This is a genomic window from Haloarchaeobius litoreus, assembly GCF_024495425.1.
GTDB classification, from domain to species: Archaea; Halobacteriota; Halobacteria; order Halobacteriales; family Natrialbaceae; genus Haloarchaeobius; species Haloarchaeobius litoreus.
In genome coordinates, this window is sequence record NZ_JANHJR010000002.1 from 629,250 (window position 1) to 649,752 (window position 20,503).

18 protein-coding genes are annotated in these 20,503 nt (G+C 69.6%); 8 read left to right on the forward strand and 10 right to left on the reverse strand.

Annotated elements, in window-relative coordinates; genetic code table 11:
• Positions 1–53: 53 nt before the first annotated feature.
• Complete coding sequence (locus tag NOW55_RS09960; protein WP_256399946.1) at positions 54–278, reverse strand: hypothetical protein; 225 nt, start codon at positions 276–278, stop codon at positions 54–56.
• Between the two features lie 160 nt (positions 279–438).
• On the opposite strand from NOW55_RS09960, the gene NOW55_RS09965 reads away from it, so the two are divergent.
• Entirely contained in the window at positions 439–1,524 is a 1,086-nt protein-coding gene (locus NOW55_RS09965) for a lysylphosphatidylglycerol synthase transmembrane domain-containing protein (protein WP_256399947.1), read from the forward strand.
• A 1-nt stretch (position 1,525) separates the two neighbouring features.
• Here the strand turns inward: NOW55_RS09965 and NOW55_RS09970 are convergent, their stop codons facing one another.
• From NOW55_RS09970 to NOW55_RS09995, 6 genes are all read right to left on the reverse strand, one after another.
• Complete coding sequence (locus NOW55_RS09970; RefSeq protein ID WP_256399948.1) at positions 1,526–2,575, reverse strand: NAD(P)-dependent glycerol-1-phosphate dehydrogenase; 1,050 nt, start codon at positions 2,573–2,575, stop codon at positions 1,526–1,528.
• A gap of 305 nt (positions 2,576–2,880) precedes the next feature.
• Positions 2,881–3,801 carry a dihydrodipicolinate synthase family protein gene (locus tag NOW55_RS09975; RefSeq protein WP_256399949.1) on the reverse strand — a complete coding sequence of 307 codons (921 nt, stop codon included), beginning with the start codon at positions 3,799–3,801 and terminating at the stop codon, positions 2,881–2,883.
• A 35-nt stretch (positions 3,802–3,836) separates the two neighbouring features.
• The gene (locus NOW55_RS09980; RefSeq protein ID WP_256399950.1) at positions 3,837–4,475 is read right to left on the reverse strand and encodes a TVP38/TMEM64 family protein; all 639 of its coding nucleotides are present in this window, start codon (positions 4,473–4,475) and stop codon (positions 3,837–3,839) included.
• Between the two features lie 84 nt (positions 4,476–4,559).
• Entirely contained in the window at positions 4,560–4,973 is a 414-nt protein-coding gene (locus NOW55_RS09985) for an EamA family transporter (protein ID WP_256399951.1), read from the reverse strand.
• Positions 4,974–5,036: 63 nt separating this feature from the next.
• Positions 5,037–5,924 (reverse strand): DUF7979 domain-containing protein, encoded by an 888-nt coding sequence (locus NOW55_RS09990; protein WP_256399952.1) that lies wholly within the window; start codon positions 5,922–5,924, stop codon positions 5,037–5,039.
• Positions 5,925–5,988: 64 nt separating this feature from the next.
• A complete protein-coding gene (locus tag NOW55_RS09995) occupies positions 5,989–7,917 on the reverse strand; it encodes a beta-CASP ribonuclease aCPSF1 (RefSeq protein WP_256399953.1) in 1,929 nt (642 codons plus the stop codon).
• Positions 7,918–8,225: 308 nt separating this feature from the next.
• Here NOW55_RS09995 and NOW55_RS10000 point away from each other — a divergent pair, with 308 nt between their 5' ends.
• The 4 genes from NOW55_RS10000 to NOW55_RS10015 all read left to right on the forward strand — a co-directional run bounded on the left by NOW55_RS10000 (position 8,226) and on the right by NOW55_RS10015 (position 10,320).
• Complete coding sequence (locus NOW55_RS10000) at positions 8,226–8,708, forward strand: DUF7984 family protein (protein ID WP_256399954.1); 483 nt, start codon at positions 8,226–8,228, stop codon at positions 8,706–8,708.
• Positions 8,709–8,770: 62 nt separating this feature from the next.
• A complete protein-coding gene (locus NOW55_RS10005; protein ID WP_256399955.1) occupies positions 8,771–9,256 on the forward strand; it encodes an OB-like fold-containing membrane protein in 486 nt (161 codons plus the stop codon).
• Entirely contained in the window at positions 9,253–9,795 is a 543-nt protein-coding gene (locus NOW55_RS10010; protein WP_256399956.1) for a hypothetical protein, read from the forward strand. Before NOW55_RS10005 ends, NOW55_RS10010 begins: the two co-directional genes overlap by 4 nt.
• Positions 9,796–9,816: 21 nt before the next feature.
• Positions 9,817–10,320 (forward strand): 8-oxo-dGTP diphosphatase, encoded by a 504-nt coding sequence (locus NOW55_RS10015; RefSeq protein WP_256399957.1) that lies wholly within the window; start codon positions 9,817–9,819, stop codon positions 10,318–10,320.
• 6 nt (positions 10,321–10,326) lie between these two features.
• Here the strand turns inward: NOW55_RS10015 and NOW55_RS10020 are convergent, their stop codons facing one another.
• Positions 10,327–11,016 carry a hypothetical protein gene (locus tag NOW55_RS10020; protein WP_256399958.1) on the reverse strand — a complete coding sequence of 230 codons (690 nt, stop codon included), beginning with the start codon at positions 11,014–11,016 and terminating at the stop codon, positions 10,327–10,329.
• Between the two features lie 525 nt (positions 11,017–11,541).
• On the opposite strand from NOW55_RS10020, the gene proS reads away from it, so the two are divergent.
• The 3 genes from proS to NOW55_RS10035 all read left to right on the forward strand — a co-directional run bounded on the left by proS (position 11,542) and on the right by NOW55_RS10035 (position 18,998).
• Complete coding sequence (gene proS / locus NOW55_RS10025) at positions 11,542–13,032, forward strand: proline--tRNA ligase (RefSeq protein WP_256399959.1); 1,491 nt, start codon at positions 11,542–11,544, stop codon at positions 13,030–13,032.
• 183 nt (positions 13,033–13,215) lie between these two features.
• Positions 13,216–17,763 carry a glutamate synthase large subunit gene (gene gltB / locus NOW55_RS10030; protein ID WP_256399960.1) on the forward strand — a complete coding sequence of 1,516 codons (4,548 nt, stop codon included), beginning with the start codon at positions 13,216–13,218 and terminating at the stop codon, positions 17,761–17,763.
• Positions 17,764–18,008: 245 nt separating this feature from the next.
• Positions 18,009–18,998 carry an NAD-dependent epimerase/dehydratase family protein gene (locus tag NOW55_RS10035; RefSeq protein WP_256399961.1) on the forward strand — a complete coding sequence of 330 codons (990 nt, stop codon included), beginning with the start codon at positions 18,009–18,011 and terminating at the stop codon, positions 18,996–18,998.
• A gap of 32 nt (positions 18,999–19,030) precedes the next feature.
• Here the strand turns inward: NOW55_RS10035 and NOW55_RS10040 are convergent, their stop codons facing one another.
• Both NOW55_RS10040 and NOW55_RS10045 read right to left on the reverse strand, forming a co-directional pair.
• Positions 19,031–19,615, reverse strand: a complete 585-nt coding sequence (locus NOW55_RS10040) for a GNAT family N-acetyltransferase (protein WP_256399962.1) — start codon at positions 19,613–19,615, stop codon at positions 19,031–19,033.
• Between the two features lie 58 nt (positions 19,616–19,673).
• Positions 19,674–20,492, reverse strand: coding sequence for an endonuclease III domain-containing protein (locus tag NOW55_RS10045; RefSeq protein ID WP_256399963.1), 819 nt, complete (start codon positions 20,490–20,492; stop codon positions 19,674–19,676).
• Positions 20,493–20,503 lie beyond the last annotated feature (11 nt).

The window sequence follows — 20,503 nt, forward strand, 5'->3', positions numbered from 1 at the left end:
GTGCCGGGCGACCCGCGATGCCGACCCGAACACCACACGCGACATCCGGACCGCTACTCGCCGAGATAGTGGCGGTCGTAGAAACCCAACAGCCCGATGAACACGACGACGAAAACGACGCCCGTGAGGATGGCCACCGGGAGACCTCGGCCGAGGCCAGTCCAGGTCACCACCACCTCCGTGACTGCTGCGGCGACCAGTGCCGAGGCGAAGAAGCTCCCGACGAGGAACAGCAGGTTCCCGAGATACGACGGTTCCCCGGCTGCATCCCCGGACATATGCACCGATTGGGGCCCGGGGGACAAAACACCCCTTGCTCGTGGAGGGTCGCGCCGGGTCGATGCTGGACCGGGTCACCGGTCGAGCCGTCCACGTGACCCGTTCGGCAGCCCTCGGACACCCGATGCCCTCTTGTGTGACACGCGCGACTGACCGCACATGGGACTGCGCGAGAACGTCGCGGGCGTGGTCGCCGGGCTCGTGGTCGTCGCCCTGCTCGCGGTCGGTGTCGGCTGGGAGCAGGTGCTCGACCGGGTGCTCGCCGCCGACAAACCCCTGTTCGGGCTGGCGCTGCTCGCCGGCTTCGGCTCCATCGTCGCCTGGGGGCTTTCGGTCTACGCACTCGTTCGCCCGATTCCGGACGCGCCGGGAGCTCGGCGGTTCGGATACCTCTACCTCGCTGCGGTCTTCGTCAAGCAGGCAATCCCGTTCGGTGTCGCGGGCGGCGCGGCCGTCCTCGCGTACATCATCTCGCGGTACTCCGATACGACCATCGAACGGACGCTGCTCGCGACGACGGTCGCCGGCTTCCTCAGCACGATCGCCTCGGCGCTCGTCGCCGGTGTCGGACTGCTGTTCGTCCTGCTCACGCGGCCCGTCCCGCAGTGGATACTCCAGCTGACCGTCGCGCTGGCCATCGCCCTGCTCGTGATGATGGCCGTCGTGACGGCCTTCGCCATCTGGCCGGGCATCCTCCGGCGGGCGACGGTCCGGTTCGCGGGTGCGGTCCACCCGACGGCTGCGGCGCTGTCGACGCGCGTCGGCGCGGTCGTCGATCCGACGAAGGTCCGTGCCCGTCTGGACCGCTTCGTCGAGACCGGCGAGGTGATCGCGAGAGACCCACGGGCCGTCGTGGCGTCGTTCGCCGCGGCGGTGCTCGCGTGGGTGTGCACCGCGGCGGCGTTGAGCTTCTCGCTGGCCGCTGTCAGCAGCCCCGCGCCGCTGTCGGTCTCCGGGTTCGCCGTCACGGTGTCCGGCGTCGCGACGGCTGTCCCGCTTCCGGGTGGCCTCGGCGGCGTGGAGGCCACGATGTCGGCGCTCGTCACCGTGATGAGCGGTGATACGGTGACCAGGGTCGGCGCTGGCGTCGTGCTGTTCCGGGTCGCGACGTTCTGGCTCCGGCTGGTCGTCGGCGGGCCCGCCGGGCTGGCGGTGCTCGGCCGCTACGGCCCCGGGTCGCAGGCGCTCGACGAACTCGACGAGATAGAGGAGGGCGTCGGCGACGCGGGCCCGGCGGGCGAGTAGGCTACTCGATGACGCCGGTCTTCCTGGCTGTCTCCCAGGCGGCCTCCTCGCTCATGCCGTCGCCGAGGATGGTGTAGCGGTCGCGGATCTCGTGACAGGTCGTCAGCGCCTCGACGACCGTCCCGGGTTCGATGCCGAGTTCCGACGCGGTCGTCGGGGCGTCGATGCTCCGGAGGGCGTCGCGGATGTCCGTCCAGAAGCCGCGGTCGCCGCCGTGGAGGTACGCCGTCAGGATGGAGCCGACGCCGACCTGGTGGCCGTGCAGCGCCGGGTTCGGGGCGATGCGGTCGAGCTGATGCGAGAACAGATGCTCCGCGCCCGACGCCGGACGGGACGAGCCCGCGATGGACATCGCCACGCCCGAGGAGACCAGCGCCTTCGTCACGACCCACGAGGACTCCTCCAGCCCCGGGCGCACCGAGTCCGCGTTGTCGACGAGTATCTCGGCGGTCATCTCCGAGAGCGCCGCCGCGTACTCCGAGTAGGGCACGTCCTTCAGCCGGTTCGCGAGCCGCCAGTCCATCACCGCGGTGTAGTTCGAGATGATGTCCGCACAGCCCGCCGTCGTCAGCTCCCACGGGGCCTCCGCGAGCACCTCGGTGTCGGCGACGACCGCCAGCGGCGGGTCCGCCGCGACGCTGTGGCGGGTGTCGCCCTCCGGCACCGACCCCCGGCCGGAGACGATGCCGTCGTGGCTCGCGGCCGTCGGGACCGAGACGAAGCCCAGCCCGACGTGGTCCGCCGCCATCTTCGCGATGTCGATGGCCTTCCCGCCGCCGACGCCGAGCAGGAACCCCGGCTCCGCGGCCTCGACGCGCTCGATGACGCGCTCGACTGATTCGAACGTCGCCTCCTCGACCACCACCACCTCCGAGCCGGCGAACTGTGCCTCGACGGCCTCGCCGACCAGCTTCCAGGGCGTCGGGCTCGTCACGACGAGCGGTCGCCCCTGCAGGTGCAGGTCCTCGACGACCTCCGCCGTCCGGTCGACGACGCCGTGGCCGACCACCACGTTGCGGGGCAGCCGGATCCACGTCGATTTGGTGAACATACCCCAATCGACACCCCCCTCCGGGAAAGGAGTTACGCGACGTGCGTAGGTGCCGTGGAACGGGGAGAGAGGCGCTCGAGTCGGCGAATCGCTTCCGAACCAGCCACGTGGCGCTGTGACGAGGACCGGATGGGGCTGTGGATTCGTCCCCACCGCGAAAGTTTACGATTATCGTAAACCCTCACCGCCGGCGCACGGCCGGCGAGCGTGCCGAACGAAGCGAGGGCGTTCGCGTCGGCAGCGATTCCCACGACTGAAACGAGGAAAGTCGGTCTCGGTCTCCAACCCGAAACAGCCGCACAGACTCAGCCGTCTAGCAGTCCGAGTTCACGAAGCTCGTCCTCTAGCGCCGCCTCGTCAGCAGCATCCATCCGCCGGAGTGGGCTCCGCAACGGCCCAGCGTCGAACCCCTGCAGCGAGAGGGCGGCCTTCACGCCAGCCATGTACGGGCCGCGCTTCAGTGCCGACCGAACGTCGTACACCCTGCTCTGGAGCTCCTGCGCCCGGTCCTCGTCGCCGGCGTCGTAGGCCTCGTACAGGTCGACGACGAGTTCGGGGAAGGCGTTCGCGACGGCCGAGACCATGCCCGAGCAGCCGACCTCCAGCCCGGGGAACAGCAGCGAGTCCGACCCCGAGAGGAACGTCAGCTCGGGGTTGTCGTCGATGGCCTGGCCGAGCCACGGCACGTCCTTGCTGGAGTCCTTGACGCCGACGAGGTTCGGAATCTCGGCGAGCTCGGCGACGGTGTCGAGCGCGAGCGAGTTGCCGGTCTTCGAGGGGATGTGGTAGACGTAGGTCGGGCGGTCGACGGCGTCGCAGACGCGGCGGTAGTGCTCGACGGCACCCTCGCCGTCGAGCGGGTAGTAGAACGGCGTCACCACGACGATGCCGTCCGCACCGGCGTCGGCGGCGGCCTCGGCGCGGGCGACGGTCCGGCGGGTGCTGGGTGCGCCGACGCCCGCGATGACGGGCACGTCGTCGCCGACCTCCTCGACGACCGCACGGACGACGCGGTCGCGTTCCTCGCCGGAGAGCATCGCGAACTCGCCGTTGGTGCCGAGCGGGAAGACGCCGTGTGCGCCGCCCTCGACGACGAACCGGGCGTGGGCGGCCGTCCCCTCGTAGTCGACCGACTCGTCGTCGTGGAACGCCGTCACCGTCGGTGGGACGACGCCGTGGATGCCGAGCGGGTCGGCAGTGCCTGGCGCGGGAGCGTTGGAATCCATGTGTGCAAGATAACGCGGATTCGAGTTAATAGTTGCTACGACGCGCGACGTTCGAGGAACCGGCGGTACAGCGGCCGGGCGACCAGCGCGAGGGCGAGCACGCCGGCACCGACGAGCACGAGCGGGTCGACGGAGCTGCCGGTCGTGACGTTCCGCGCGGAGACGCCGATGGCCATGATGGTGAGGATCCACGGGAGTTCGCCGATGAACGTCCCGAGGAGGAACGTGCCGAGGGGTACGTCCGCGAGTCCGGTGCCGTAGGCCACCGCGTCGGCGGGCGCTGGCGAGAGCCGGCCCGCGATGGTGCCCCGGAGGTCGCCCGTCGCGTCGAAGATCTCGTCGCCGGAGCGCCGCAGCCAGCCGAGGACCCCGTCGTCGCGCTTGTACCACCGGCCCGCGTAGTACGCCGGGAGAGCGGTGAGCACGCCGCCCGCCAGCGCGATGGGGAGGCCGGCCCAGCCGAACCGGTAGCCGACGACGAGGGTGAACGCCGTCACCGGAACGGCGAGGAACGGTCTGACGACGTAGCCCACGGCGAGGATGAGGACGAACAGCACGTCGTTCTCGACGGCCGCGAGGAGGCCCGGCACGTCGCCCCCGACGGTCAGTCGTGCGAGCACGAGCAGCGAGAGCACTGCGACCAGAACGGCCACCTGCCGGTATCTTCGTCGCACTACCTGAGCGAGGGTCAGTTCGCACTTGTGGGTTTCGGGAGCAACCGGGCATCGACCCCGTACTGACGAGTCCTGGCCACCGGGTCAGTTCGCCAGCAGCGCCACGGCGGCGAACGCGAAGCCGACGCCGCCGACGCGCTGGAGGGTGACGGGCTCGTCGAACAGCAGCACGCCGAGCACCGCGGCGACGACGAAGTACAGCGCCGAGACGGTCGTCACGACGCCGGTGCTGCCGCGCTCCAGCCCGGCGTAGAAGGCGACGGCGGCGATACCGGAGAACACGCCCGCCGCGACCGCGAGCAGGACCCCCTCGCGGGTGTACGTGACCGGGTCCGTGCGGGTGAGGACGTACGCGCCGGCGAGCGCGGTGCCGACGAGGTAGGAGACGATCATCGCGACGGTCGGCGAGGTGCTCTGCGTCGCGGCGTCCGCGAGGACCGCCCAGAGCCCCCACGTGACCATCGCGAGCAGGGCGAAGACGACTGGCGAGGTGGACATACGCCCGGCGAGACGCTCCGGGGTCGAAAACGTTCCGAGGCGACGCGTGGCTGAGCGTCGGGACTATTCGACGCTCAGCCGGAGGGTCAGGTTGTGGAGCATGACGGCGTCGGTCTCGCTGGCGAGCTGGACGAGGGCGTACGACGGCCCTTCGACGAGTCTCGGCTCGCCCTGGTCGTCCTCCAAGACCCCCGCGACGGCCTCGGCCAGCCCCGACTCGACGGGTTCGCAGTCGAGCACCGGCGGGTCGGCGGCGTCGGTCGGCTCCAGCGAGAGCACGTACCAGACCCTGTCGGCGAAGAACTCGGCGTCGGTCTGCTGGCGCTCGCGGCCGGCGTACACCTCGCCGTCGAGGCGGACGTAGCCCTCGTCGAGGACGGTCCGGGCCCACGTCCCGAGCTCGGTCTCGGGGTACACCTCGGCGGAGTCGCTCCCGGTCGCGCTCCGGACGAACTCGCGCTGTGCGCCCGTGAGCTCGCTCCCGTCGACGACCGTCGCGTCGTCGGGCACCGACTCGGCGGGTGCGGCATCGAACTGCATCCGGTAGCGCCCGCCCGCCTGCACGTCGACGGAGTACGTGCCGTCGACGCCGTCGGTGTTGCGGAGTTCGACCGTCTCGAAGGCGGCGAGGTCGGGCGACGGCGGCTGGTTCACGAGCATCGGGTAGTGACCGCGGACCGCCTCGTCGTCGTGCGCGGCGTCGAGGAGGAGCGTCCGCAGCCCCTCGGGCAGGACCCGGATGGAGTCGTACGCGCCGAACTCGTCCACTATCGTCGCTCGGACGGCGGGGTCGTCGACGGTCGTCGGTCCCGTCGTCGGGGCCGCGCTCGTCGTGGGCTCCGTCGACGGCGGACTGTCGCCGGTCGGTCGGTCGTCGCCGATGCCGGCACACCCGGCGAGGGTGGTCGCGGCCGCGGCGACGCTCGCGACGAACGCGCGTCTGGAGGGCATCACGTCGAGCAACTGCGAGAACGGGTAAGTGTCTTCTGCCGGGACCGTCGGTCGCGGAAACGCGTTACTTGAACCGGAACGTCTCCAGGTTCTTCGGCGCGAACGTCCGCATGTTGAACTCGTGGTAGAGCGCGGAAGAGAGGTCCTGTACGGAGGACTCGTCGCCGTGGACACAGAGCACCTTCTCGGGGCGGGGGTTCATCGTGCGGACGAAGTCCTCCAGGCCCTGCCGGTCGGCGTGACCGGAGAAGCCGTCGACCGTCTCGATGTCCATCTTCAGCTTCAGCGTGTTCGAGCGGCCGCCGTTGCCGCCGCGGTCGTTGATGGGGATCTCGTCCCAGCCGTTCTGGATGCGGCGACCCAGCGTCCCCTGGGCCTGGTAGCCGACGAACACCATCTTCGAGTCCTCCTGGCTGCCGACGTGGCGGAGCCAGGACATGATGGGGCCACCTTCGACCATACCGGAGGTGGAGAGGATGATGCAGGGGCCGCCGTCGGCGACCTCCTGGCGCTCCTCCTCGCCGCCGTCGATGTGGTTGAACTCCTCGGCGAGGAACGGGTTCTCGTCCTCGTGGAAGATGCGGTCGCGGAGGTCGTCGCGGAGGTACTCGGGGTAGGTGGAGTGGATGGCCGTCGCCTCCCAGATCATCCCGTCGAGGTGGACCGGCATCGAGGGAATCTTCCCCTTGCGCATGGCCTCCTCCAGCACGAGCATGATCTCCTGTGAGCGCCCGACGGCGAACGCCGGGATGAGGACTTTCCCGTCCTGATCGTGGGCCTCGTTGATGACCTCGATGAGCTTGCGCTCGGAGTCCTCCTGGTCGGTCTGGTAGTCGTTCCGGCCGCCGTAGGTGGATTCGAGCACCAGCGTCTCGACCCGCGGGAAGTCGTTCACCGCGCCGTTGAACAGGCGGGTGTCCTTGTAGTGGATGTCGCCGGAGAACGCGACGTTGTAGAGGCCGTCGCCGATGTGGAAGTGCGACACCGCGGAGCCGAGGATGTGGCCCGCGTTGTGGAACGTGAGCTTCACGTCGGGCGCGATGTCGGTCACGTCGCCGTACTCCAGCGGGATGGTGTGCTTGATGGCCTCGCGCACCATCTCGGACTCGTACGGCGGCGCACGGCCCTCCTTCGCGGCCACGTCGAGGTAGTCGAGCGTGAGCAGGCCCATCAGGTCACGGGTCGGCTCGGTCGTGTAGATGGGGCCGTCGTAGCCGTACTTGAAGATGAGCGGCAGCAGTGCGGAGTGGTCGAGATGGGCGTGGGTAAGGACGACCGCGTCGATGTTGGTCGCGCCCGCGCCGAGCGCCTCGGGCACCTGGAGGTACGGAACCTCGTCCTCTGCGCCGGGCTTGTCGCCGCAGTCGATGAGGATGCGCGTCTCCGGGGTCGAGAGGACGAACGCGGCGCGCCCGACCTCGCGACAGCAGCCCAGCGTCGTGATGCGGACGTACTCGTCGTTCGACATCTCCTCGCGGTGGATCTGTCGGCCGACGCGTTCGAGGATCTGGCGGCGTTCGTCGCGCTCCTGCTTGAGGAAGTTGCGGACGTTCGAGACCGTCGAGGACTCGATGGGCGGCGTGCGGACGACCTCCGGTGTCCAGCCGACCTTCTTCGTGATCTCGCGCAGGGTCGAGCCGTGGCGGCCGATGACCATGCCGGGCTTCGCGGCCTCGATGACGACCTCGCCGGTGTCGGCGTGGAAGTCGAGGTCGGTCACGCCCGCGTCCTCGGGGATGACCTCCATGATCTGCTCGCGTGCGGACTCCGGTGGGGAGAGCACGTCGGGGTCCGGTCGGACCGTGATGCGTTTTCTGAGCTTCGAGGCGAGCCGGCGGATGAGGTCGCCCTGCTGGGCGAACTTCTTGGGGTCGCGCGTGTACACCACCAGCTCCGGTCCCTCGTACTTGACGGCGGACACCGAGATGTCGCTCGGTATCTCGCTCTTGATCTCTGCTTCCAGTTCTTCGAGTTGTCGGTCTACGGAACTCATATGTCGAGAAATTCGCTCGCGTCCAGGCGGCGTTGTCCGCCCGTTCCGGCCGACCGTCGGCACGACCCACCCCGTCCGACTCGGACGGGACCGCCACACCTCACGTGGTCCGCACTGCTGTCGGACTGGTGACGTGCGTTGTCGCGCGTGTCGTATCGAGACATTGTCGGTGGAAACTGCGGTTCGAGTCCGTCCCGGGCGCTTGCTGGTCGGGAGGTCTCGGGGAGAACCCGCTTACTCGGTCGTATGCCACCGATGTTATAAAAGCCTTCGCAATACTCAGGGCAGGGCCGTCCGTACCGCCTACCATGCAGGTGACGAAAGCGGTCGTCGAGCGGGAGTACGAGTGGGTCCGCGACCGGGCCGACGAGGTCGTCCCACTGACGAACCGGGTGCGTGGTGACCTCGGCGAGACGTTCGACATCGACGTCGACCCGGTGACCGAACAGCAGTACGTCGCGGTCGTCGACGAGACGTTCGCCGACGGCGACCGGGCGGTTAACGTGGCCGCGCTGGTCGGGCTCCTGCGCGACCTCGACGTCGAGGGGGACTACCCCGGCTTCGTCGTCGACGAGCTGCTCGGGCGGGAGCTGGCGGCGACCATCGCGGGCAGCCAGCCGCTCCGGATGCTCGGCGAGGCGACGTTCCACTACGCCGACATCGTGACCCACGGCGACGCCGGCGAGGCTGCCGGGGCGGACGACCTCGACGCCGCGCTCGCCGCCGGCACCCAGGAGCGCATCCCGGGCTGGGGCTGGAACGAGCGCGAGAGCCCGTTCGCGGTCGACTGACACCGCCGACCCGGTTCCGACCCGAAGGAGCTACCAGCCCCCCGCGAGTAGGAGCGAGACAGATGGAGCGCCCGCTGGTCCGACTCCTCGTGGTCGTCTGCTGTCTCGTCGCCGCCGGCTGGCTGGCCGTCGATTACGCGAGTCAGGCCGACGAGCGCGGGACGTACCCGGGCGACCGGGCGCTCACGGCCGACTTCGACGCGTTCCACGGGGAGGCGGTGTTCCTCTGGCTGGTCGTCGTCGAGGTGACCGACGACGGCTTCGTCGGCACGTTCGGCCCCGAGGACACCGAGGTCGTCGTGACGGGCGTCGACCCCGGCGCGGACATCGGGTCGAACGACCAGGTGCAGGTCGCCGGCACTGTCCGTCCCGACCACCGCATCGCCGCCGAGCGCGTCGTCGTCTCCCACGGCGAGAACCGCACGTACATGTTCGTGGCGTCCGCGCTCGCTGCACTGTGGGCGCTCGGGTCCCTGCTGCTGTACTGGCGGCCCGACCTCGGCCGGGGTGTGCTCACGCCGAGAGTGGGCGGAGGTGACGAGCAGTGAGCGACCTGCTCACCCACGTCCTCGCCGCGTTCGTCGTCGCCACGGTCGCCTCGTGGTACCTGCCGTGGCTGGCCCGTCGGCACGTTCCGCTCGCGGTTGCGGGTGCCGTCGCCCCCGACCTCGCGAAGGGCTCCCTCGTGACCGGCGATACACAGGTGACGCTCGCGGGCGTCACCGGATCGTGGGACGCCCTCCAGACAGTCGGCGTCGTCACCTGCCTCGCGGTTGCGGGTGCGATGCTCGTCGACCGGTCGGAACGCCGTGTCGCGCTCGCCGCACTGCTCGGCGGCGCGTGGCTCCACGTCTCGATGGACTACATGGTCATCCGCGCGGGTGGCGTCGCCCCGCCGTACCTCTACCCGTTGACGTGGGCGCGACTGCCGTCGCTCGACGTCTACCTGAGTTCGAGTCTCTGGCCGTCGCTCGTGGCGGTCCCCGTCGCCGCGCTCGTCTGGTACGTCGACCGGCGCGGGCAGGCCCACGGAAACGGACGGCGGCCGACCAGCGGTGACCGTTCCGAGGGCGACAGAGCTAACTGAGCGACGCGCCGTCAGGCAGGTATGGCCGACGACCGCGACGAGGCGACCGTCTGCTACCCCGTCCGGAGCGACCTCCCGCTCGCGCCCGACGACGAACTCCTGATGATCCGCAAGCGACGCGGGCTCGGGGCCGACCTCTACAACGGGCCCGGCGGGAAGGTCGAACCCGGCGAGACGCCGCGCGAGAGCGCCATCCGCGAGACCCGCGAGGAGACCGGGCTCGACGTCTCCGATCTCACGAAGCGCGCGGAGTTCGACTTCTTCTTCGGCGACGAGCACATCTTCCTCTGTCACGTCTACGTCGCCCGCGAGGTGGCCGGCACGCCCCAGACCACGCCGGAAGCCGTCCCCGAGTGGCGTCCCCGCGAGTCGGTGCCCTACGACGAGATGTGGCCGGACGACGAGCTGTGGCTCCCGCAGGTCCTCGACGGCGGCACCGTCCGGGCGACGTTCCACTTCGACGACGGCGGCGACGAGCTGCTGGACCACGAGCTACGCGAGGGTGTCGAGTTCGGCGAGCAGTAGCGGACTCTATGCGACGACTCTGCCGCCGAGCCCGTCGGCCAGTTCGGCCAGCTCGGCGTCGATGTCGACGTCCTCCCCGACCAGCCCGGCCGCGTGGGCGAGCGTCCGGGCCGTCTCGGTGTCGTGCGCCGAGAACTTCACGACCCAGAAGTACGGGGTGCCGCCGGGGTTACCCGCGACGAACTCTGCCGGGCGACCCGGTGCGGTGTCGAACGACTCGAAGAACGACTCGTCGACACTTCCGCCGACGAACGCCCACCAGAGGTCGTCGTCTCCTCGCGCGGTGGACTGCGCCACGTACACCTCGGCGACCCCCTCGGGGACCGAGAGCGAGCGACTCGCCGCGACGGGGCCGTCGGCGGTGTGTCCCGCGACGGCCTCGTTCCAGAGGTTCACCACGAAGTCCGGCGTGCGGGTCGGCCGGAAGCCGAGGACGAGCCGCTGGTCGTCGGTGCGCTCGACGGTCGTGAACCGTCCCGGCGTGCCCGGGTAGACCCCCGCCTTCACGCGGTTGCCGGGCTCCAGTTCGTCGACCACGTCCTGCATCCCGCCGCCGTAGTTCGTCGTCGAGACCGCGACGGCCTCGCCGACACGGACCGCGGCGGGAATCTCTGTCTCGAACAGCGGGTGGACGAGCATCGTCTTCCCGTCCGAGCGCGTGCCGAGGACGCGCCACTCGCCGGTCAGTACCTTCACGCCGACCCCTCCCCTGTCATCGTTCCCCCGGATGTCATCGTGCGTCTACACGTCTGCAACCGGCTTGGGTATGGTCACCGGGGTGGGGTGGATAGGTGAGCCTACCACGCCAGAAAGCGGCGCACGGCTGGCCATCCCACCACCGGCGCGCGCTGGCGAGACTGTGCGAGCGCAGCGAGCACGTCGAGCCGCCAGCGCGCGAGGGACGAGAAGCGCAGCGAAGCGAGCATCGCAGGAGGCTGGGGAGGTGTGAGGGCGGGGGGCGGTGCGGGGGCGGGACTGAAAGGGGCGAGACGGTCGGCGAACCCCGACGACGCAAGGACCGCAACGGAGTGAGGACCGCAGCGAGTCGCGGGAGCCGAGCGTCTCGGGGCTTTCTGGCTGGTTGCAGCCCAACCGATTCCCACGACAAGCGGGGCTATCCGGCTATTCGAAGTGCTATCGTTTCCGACAACCCAGTCACCGAGCAGACGCAGTCGCACACCTTCAAGGGGTTTATAATCCAGACAGGAGTCCGTACAGACAATGAGTGGAGAACAGGAGCTCGGCATCACCGAGTCCAAGGAGTACAACACGGGCGAGTGGTACGCGGAGGTCGTCCAGAAGGCGAAGCTGGCGGACTACGCGCCGATGGGCGGGTTCATCGTCACGCGGCCGCGGGGCTACGAGCTGTGGGAGCGTCTGCAGGACCACCTCGACGGCTGGTTCAAGGAGACGGGCGTCACGAACGCCTACTTCCCGCTGTTCATCCCGGAGAGCTACCTGGAGCAGGAGAAGGACATCGTCGAGGGGTTCGACCCGGAGGTCGCGTGGGTGACCCACGGCGGCCACGAGGAGCTGGAGGAGCGCCTCGCGGTCCGGCCGACGAGCGAGTCCATCATCACGCCCTATATCAGTGACTGGGTGCGCAGCCACCGCGACCTGCCGATGCGGCTGAACCAGTGGGCGAGCGTCGTGCGGTGGGAGGCGACGGAGACGAAGCCGTTCTTCCGGACGAAGGAGTTCCTCTGGCAGGAGGGCCACACCGCCCACGCCACCGACGAGGGTGCGTGGGACGAGGTGATGACCAGGCTGGACCAGTACGCACAGCTCTACGAGGACGTGCTGGCGATTCCGGTGCTGCGGGGCTGCAAGCCCGACCACGACAAGTTCCCCGGCGCGGACACGACCACGAGCGTGGAGGCACTGATGCCCGACGGGAAGTCGGTACAGGGCGGTACGTCCCACCACCTCGGCCAGTCGTTCGCGAAGGCGTACGACGTGACGTTCACCGACGAGGACGAGGACGAGCAGACCGCGTACACGACCTCGTGGGGGCTGTCGTGGCGGGCGCTCGGCGCGCTCATCATGACGCACTCGGACGACCAGGGGCTGGTGCTGCCGCCCGCGCTCGCGCCCGAGCAGGTCGTCATCGTCCCCATCTACAACGACGAGAACAAGGACGAGGTGCTCCAGTACGGCAGCGAGATCGCCGCGGAGCTGCAGGAGGCGGGCGTGCGCGTCCACCTCGACGACCGCGACGAGCGCAACCCCGGCTTCAAGTTCAACGAGTGGGAGCTCAACGGCGTTCCCGTCCGGTTCGAGATCGGCGGCTACGAGGTCGAGGACGAGGAAGTGACGGTCGTCCACCGGCCCGACGGCGAGGAGGTCGTCGAGGACCGCGCCGACATCGCCGAGGCCGTCGACGAGCACCTCGACGCGGTGTTCGACAAGCTGTACGCCGCGGCGGAGGAGAACCTCGTCGAGAACGTCCGCGCGGTCGAGGACGTCAACGAGATCCTCGGCACCATCGGCCAGCACGGCGGCTACGTGAAGACGCCGTGGTGTGGCGACGAGGCCTGCGAGGAGGCCGTCAAGGAGAAGGTCCACGCCGAGATCGTCCTCGTCCCGATGGACGACGAGGACGTGCCGGAGGCCCAGCTCGAGGACGGTGAGGCGCTCGAACTGGAGAGCAACGAGTGTACGATGTGTGGCGAGCCGGCCGAAGAGGTCGCGTACTTCGCCAAGACGTACTGACTGGCCGGCCACCCGATTCGTTCCAGTTCTCCGTCGAATCACGGTTTAGACTGCTCGCAGCCGCCCGTTCCGTGGTCTCCCACCGGGGAGGGATATCCACAGTTAAATTTGCCTTATATGTGTTATTAATACCCTTAACCATTCAGGAGTAGCCTCTTATACCAGTCAGTGTGCCGTGTACACATGAATCAGCCACAGCGGGTCACCCCTGCCAGCCGGGGGCTCGCGGAGCCGGACGACGAGCGGTCCAACTGCGGGGTCGGGATGGTGATGGATCTGGGCGGCGGCAGCGACCACTCGGTCGTCGCCGACGGGCTCGAACTCCTCGAGAACCTCGAGCATCGCGGGACGACCGGCGCGGAGCCGAACACGGGCGACGGGGCGGGTATCCTGCTCCAGACGCCGCAGGCGTTCCTCGCCGACGAGCTCCCGGTCGACCTGCCGGAGACGTACGCCGTCGGCTCCTTCTTCTTCCCGCAGGCTGCCGAGGAACGCGAACCGATGCAGGAGCTCGTCGAGACCGCACTCGCCGACCGCGGCGTCGACGTGCTCCACTGGCGCGACGTGCCGACGGACAACGAGGGGCTCGGCCAGACCGCACTCGACTCCGAGCCGGACGTCCGGCACGCGGTCGTCGCCCCGGCCGGCTCCGACACCGACGCCGAAACGTTCGACCGAGCGCTCTACGAGGCACGACGCGTCGTCGAGAAGACCGTCGACGAGGCCGAGTTCGAGGGACGTGAGCGCTTCTACGTCTGCTCGCTCGACCGCAAGACGCTCGTCTACAAGGGGCTCCTGACCGGCGAACAGCTCCCGAACTACTACCCGGACCTGCGCGACGAGCGCGTCGCCTCGACGTTCGTCATGGTCCACGAGCGCTTCTCGACGAACACGCTCGGCGCGTGGCACCTCGCGCACCCCTATCGAGGAATCGTCCACAACGGCGAGTTCAACACCATCCAGGGCAACGTCAACTGGATGCGGGCCCGGGAGACGGACCTCGAATCGGCCGAACTGGACCTCGACGCCGTCCGACCCATCATCCAGGACCCGGACCAGTCCGACACCGCGAGCGTGGACAACGCACTCGAACTGCTCACCCAGACGCGGGACCTGCCCCACGCGCTGCGGATGCTCGTCCCCGAGGCGTGGCGCGGCGACGACTCGATGGACCCCGCCCGCAAGGACTTCTACGACTACCACGCGTCGCTGGTCGAGCCGTGGGACGGCCCCGCGCTGGTCTGTGCGACCGACGGCGACCGGGTCGGCGCGGTGCTCGACCGGAACGGACTGCGCCCCTGCCGCTACGACGTGACGACCGACGACCGGCTCGTGATGGCCAGCGAGGCCGGCGCGCTCTCCCTCGACGAGAGCGAGGTCGCAGAGCGCGGCCGCCTCCAGCCCGGCCAGCTGTTCCTCGCGGACCCCCAGGAGGGCCGCGTCGTCCCCGACGACGAGGTGTTCGACGAGCTCGCCGACGAGCGGTACGGCGACTGGGTCACCGAGGAGCAGGTCAGCCTCGCCGACCACGCCGACGACGACCCGCGGCCGACGCCCGCGGACGACGACGCCGCGAGCGAGCTGCGCGCCCGCCAGACCGTCTACGGCTACACCCGCGACGAACTCGACAACCTCATCGAGCCGATGAGCAAGAAGGGGAAAGACCCCGTCGGCTCGATGGGCGACGACACGCCGCTGTCGGTCCTCTCGGACTACAACCGGCCGCTGTTCTCGTACTTCAAGCAGCTGTTCGCGCAGGTGACGAACCCGCCGCTCGACTACATCCGCGAGGAGCTCGTCACCTCGCTGGAGACGCGGATGGGGTTCCAGCGCAACCTGCTCGGCGAGTCGCCCGACCACGCCCGCCAGCTCGTCGCCGACTCGCCCGTCCTCACCGACGCCGAACTCGGCGTGATTCGCGACCTCGACGGGGGCGAGGCGAGCGGTGGCATCGAGAGCCACGTCGTCGACATCACGTTCTCCGTCGACGGCGACCTCGAATCGGCCGTCGAACGCGTCCGTGCGGACGCCGCTGCCGCCATCGAGGCCGGCGCAGACGTGGTTGTGCTCTCCGACCGGGCAGGCGGTGCGGACCGGCTCCACGTCCCGAGCCTGCTGGCGACGGGCGCGGTCCACCACCACCTCGTGCGCAACGGCCTGCGGAACCACGCGGGTCTCGTCGTCGAGTCGGGCGACCCCCGCACCGTCCACCACACCGCGACGCTCGTCGGCTACGGCGCGGACGCCATCAACCCGTACCTCGCGTTCCGCACCATCGCCGACGTGACGAAGGGGCCCGACGGCGCGGACCTCGCCGCGGCCATCGACGCCTACATCGAGGCCGTGGAGGGTGGGCTGCTGAAGACGATGGCGAAGATGGGCATCTCGACGGTCGAGAGCTACCAGGGCGCACAGATATTCGAGGCCGTCGGGCTGGACTCCGACTTCGTCGCCGAGTACTTCGAGGGCACCGAGAACCGCACGGAGGGCATCGGCATCGAGGACATCGAGAGCGACCTGCGTGAGCGCCACGCGACCGCCTACGACGCCGAGGGCGCACCCGCCCTCGAACGCTCCGGCGAGTACGAGAACCGCTCGGGCGGCCTCCACCACCAGTGGAACCCGGGCACCGTCGGCACGCTCCAGCAGTCCGTACGGGCCGGCGACTACGAGGGCTACGGCGAGTTCGCCGAGCTCATCAACGACCAGAACGAGCAGCTCCAGACCCTGCGCGGGCTGCTGGAGTTCGACAGCGACCGCGACCCCATCCCCATCGAGGAGGTGGAGCCGGTTTCGGACATCGTCGAGCGCATCTCGACGGCCGCGATGAGCCTCGGGAGCCTCTCGCCGGAGGCCCACGAGAACAACGCCGTCGCCATGAACCGTCTCGGCGGCAAGGCTAACACCGGCGAGGGCGGCGAGCCCCCGGAGCGCTTCGACACCGAGAAGGAGTGCTCGGTCAAGCAGGTCGCCTCCGGCCGCTTCGGCGTCACCGCGACGTACCTCGCCAGCGCCGACGAGCTGCAGATCAAGATGGCACAGGGCAGCAAGCCGGGCGAGGGCGGCCACCTCCCCGGCGAGAAGGTCAACGAGATGATCGCCCACGTGCGCAAGTCGACCGCCGGCGTCGGGCTCATCTCGCCGCCGCCGCTGCACGACATCTACTCCATCGAGGACCTCAAGCAGCTCATCTACGACCTGAAGGCCGCCAGCCCGGACGCGGACATCAACGTCAAGCTCGTCTCCGAGGCGGGCATCGGCACCATCGCCGCCGGCGTCGCGAAGGCCAACGCCGACGTCATCCACATCTCCGGTCACTCGGGCGGCACCGGCGCGTCGCCGCGCACGTCCATCAAGAACGCCGGCCTGCCGTGGGAGCTCGGGCTCGCGGAGGCGAACCAGACGCTCCGGCGGACCGGTCTGCGCGACCGCGTGCGGCTCACCGCCGACGGCGGCCTGAAGACGGGTCGCGACGTGGCCGTCGCCGCGCTGCTCGGCGCGGAGGAGTACATCTTCGGCACCGCGGCACTCGTCACTGGCGGCTGTGTGATGGCCCGCCAGTGCCACAAGAACACCTGCCCGGTCGGCGTCGCCACCCAGCGCGAGGACCTCCGGGCGCGCTACCCCGGGGTCCCCGACCACGTCATCAACTACGTCACGTTCGTCGTCCAGGAGCTGCGCGAGATCATGGCCGAGCTCGGCTTCGAGACCGTCGACGAGATGGTCGGCCGGGTCGACTGCCTGACCCAGCAGGAGTCCGACCACCCGAAGGCCGGCAAGCTCGACCTCTCCGCCGTCCTCGCCGACGTCGGCGACGGCCCGCGCCGGAAGGTCCGCGAGCAGGACCACGAGCTGGCGGGTCACCTCGACTACGACCTGCTCGAAGGGGCCGAGCCCGCGCTCGACCGGGGCCAGCCCGTCGGCATCGCCACCGAGGTGTCGAACACCGACCGCACCGTCGGGGCCATCCTCTCGAACGCCATCGCGAGCGAGTACGGCGAGGCAGGCCTCCCCGACGGCACGGTCAACGTCTCGCTGCGGGGCACGGCCGGGCAGTCCTTCGGCGCGTTCCTCGCCTCGGGCGTCGCGCTCCACCTCGTCGGCGGCGCGAACGACCACGTCGGCAAGGGCCTCTCCGGCGGCCGCATAGCCGTCGAGACGCCGGCCGACGCCGGCTTCGACCCCGCCGAGAACGTCGCCGTCGGAAACGTCGCGCTGTACGGCTCGACCGACGGCGAGTGCTACGTCAACGGCATGGCCGGCGAGCGCTTCGCCGTCCGCAACTCCGGCGCGACCGCCGTCGTCGAGGGCGTCGGCGACCACGGCTGCGAGTACATGACCGGCGGCGTCGTCGCCGTCCTCGGCGACACCGGGAAGAACTTCGCCGCCGGCATGTCCGGCGGCATCGCCTACGTGCTCGACGAGGACGACTCGCTCGAAACCGACCTGAACACCGGGATGGTCCACCTCGAACGCGACCTCGACGAGCGCGACCGCACGATGCTCCGCCGGCTCGTCGAGAACCACGTCGCCTACACCGACTCCGAGCGCGGCCGCGCGCTCCTGGAGCACTGGGACGCCGCGCTCGACTCGTTCGTGAAGGTCATGCCCGACGCCTACGAGCGCGTGCTCACCGAGGAGGACGCCGCCGACGTGCGCGAGGAGCTGCCCGAGAGCGCCTCGGCCGTCGCGGAGGCGGGGGCGACCGGCTTCGCGTCGAGCGACGACTAGTTGCCGAGGCGGTCCCTCTCCCGTCGGTCGGCGAGACGTGCTCCCTTGCGGCCGCGCGTCTCGACATCGATGGAGAGTTTACACGATACGTAAACTTCCGAGGGGGACGAAGCCACAGCCCTATTCAGTCATCGCCACAGGGCCACCCGGTTGGTTCGACACCGTCACCACCAGCTACACGGACCGGTCTCCCACACGATACCGCAATCACCACGTTCATCCCCCGACCGACCCACCCACAGCACATGGAGACGGCACTCATCATCGGCGGGACGCGGTTCATCGGTCGCCACGCGGTCGAGGAGTTCCTCGACCACGGCTACGAGGTCACGGTGTTCAATCGGGGGAACCACGACAACCCCTTCGAGTCGGACGACCGCGTCGCCCACGTGCAGGGCGACCGCACCGACGACGCCGAGCTCGCCGGCGCGGCGCGCGAGGTCGAACCGGACGTCGTCGTGGACTGCGTGGCGTACTACCCGCGGGACGTCCGCACGGCGTGTCGGATCTTCGACGACGTGGACGCCTACGTCTACATCTCCTCGGGGTCGGCCTACGGCGCGGAGGTCATGCCGAAGCGCGAGGACGAGACGCCGCTCTGTGACTGCACCGCGGAGCAGGCGAAAGACGACTCGCACGAGAGCTACGGCCCGCGGAAGGCCGAAGGCGACCGGGCGGTGTTCGCGGCCGCCGAGGACGGTGTGAACGCGATGGCCGTCCGGCCCTGCATCGTCTACGGACCCCACGACTACACGGAGCGGCTGGACTTCTGGATCGACCGCGTGCGGAACGACGACCGGGTCGTCGTCCCCGGCGACGGGACGAACGTCTGGCACCGGGCGTACGTCGAGGACGTGGCGAGCGCGCTCCGGGTCGTCGCCGAGGCTGGCGACCCCGGCGAGGCGTACAACGTCGGCGACCGCCGGATGGTGACGCTGGAGGAGATGGTCGAGCTCATCGCGGACGCACTGGACACGGAGGTCGAGGTCGTCCACGCCTCCGAGCGCGAGCTCTCCATCGGCGACCTCTCGCTCGACGACTACGTCCTCTACCGCGACTACCCGCACGTGCTCGACACGAACAAGCTCGCCGCGCTGGGCTGGGAGTCGACGCCCGTCGACGAGGCGATGCAGGCGGCCGTCGACGACCATCTCGACTCCGACCGGGACGGGAGCGAGCACGACCCCGGCCGCGAGAACGAGGAGCGCGTGCTCGGCGTGCTGGACACGCTGTAGCGGTTCGAATCGGGTCGTCCGTCACCGCGGCGTCACCGGTCGAGCTTCGACTCCAGGTCGCGCTCAACGTCGGGCCACTCCGAGTCGATGATGCTGTAGAAGGCGCTGTCCTGCGGCTCGCCCTGCACGAGCATGTGCTTGCGGAGGATGCCCTCCTCGACGGCACCGATTCGGGAGAGCGCCGCTCGCGCCGGTTCGTTCGCGGCAGCGGTCTCGAACTCGACGCGGACGCAGTCCCACTGCTCGAACGCGTGCCGCAGTTGCAGGAGCTTCGCCTCGGTGTTGGCCGGCGTCCGCTGCTCGTCGGGGGTGAGCCACGTCCAGCCGATCTCCACGCACCGGTTCTCGCGTCGGATGTTCCCGAAGCGGGTCGAGCCGATGGCCTCACCGGTGTCCTGGCGCACGGTCGCGAACGGGAGCGCGGTCCCCTTCCGTCTGGCATCGAGCGCGTCCGTGACGAACCTGTGCATCGCCTCTGGTCCTGCGTGCTGTGCCCCGAACCACCGGAAAACCCCTTCGTCGCTCCCGGCAGCAATCAGGTCCTGCAGGTGCTCGTCGGCGGACAGCGGCTCCAGCCGTACGTAGTCGCCGTCGAGCGTGACTGGGTCGACGTTCACGAGCCTCGTTGTCCGTGCGGGGAGAAAACAGTTAGCACGGTGTGATTCTCGCGCCGGCTCAGTCTGCCTCGGCCGCGTCCGCCGGGTCCACGAGCTCGCCCGTCTCGGGGTAGACGCCGACCTGGTCGCACAGGTCGGCGAGCGGGCAGGCCTCGGGGTCGTCCAGACACGCCGGCCGTCGTGCGGTGCAGTACTCGCGGCCGAACTGGATCATGGCCGTATGTCCAAACCCACATTTCTCGGCGGGCACCGCGTCCTCGAGCGCTTCCCGAACTTCCTCGTGGTCGGCGTCGGCTGGCGCGAGCCCCATCCGGCGGGCGATGCGGTGGACGTGCGTGTCGACGGGGAAGACACCTCCCCGCCCGCCGGCGAAGAGGAGCACGCAGTCCGCCGTCTTCGGGCCGACGCCGGAGACCGAGAGCAGCGTCTCGCGCACCTCGCCGGGGTCGCCGGCCGCGACGAACTCGTCGAACGCCGCGGTGGAGCCGAACTCGTCGAGCACCCACGCGGCGGCGTCGCGGATGACCTCGCTCTTCTGGTTGTACAGTCCGGCCGAGGAGATGGTCTCGGCGAGCTCGTCGTGGCCGATGTCGGCGAGGTTGGTCGCGAGCTCGGAGACTGGGCCGTACCGTGCCACGAGGTCGTCGTGGGCGGGCTGGCTCGCCACGTCGCTGGTGTTCTGGCTGAGGATGGTGCGGACGAGACACTCGAAGCCGTTCTTGCCGCCGTAGGTCTTCTGCCAGTACCGTTCCCCGAGGCGGTCGACGACGGCCTCGGCGCGGGTCGCGGCCTCGCCGGGGGCGAACTCGGCGGCGACGCCACCGCCGTCGGCGCCGCCGGAGATGTTGACGTCGGGTTCCCGGTCGTCGTCGCTCATGGGTGCCCGTT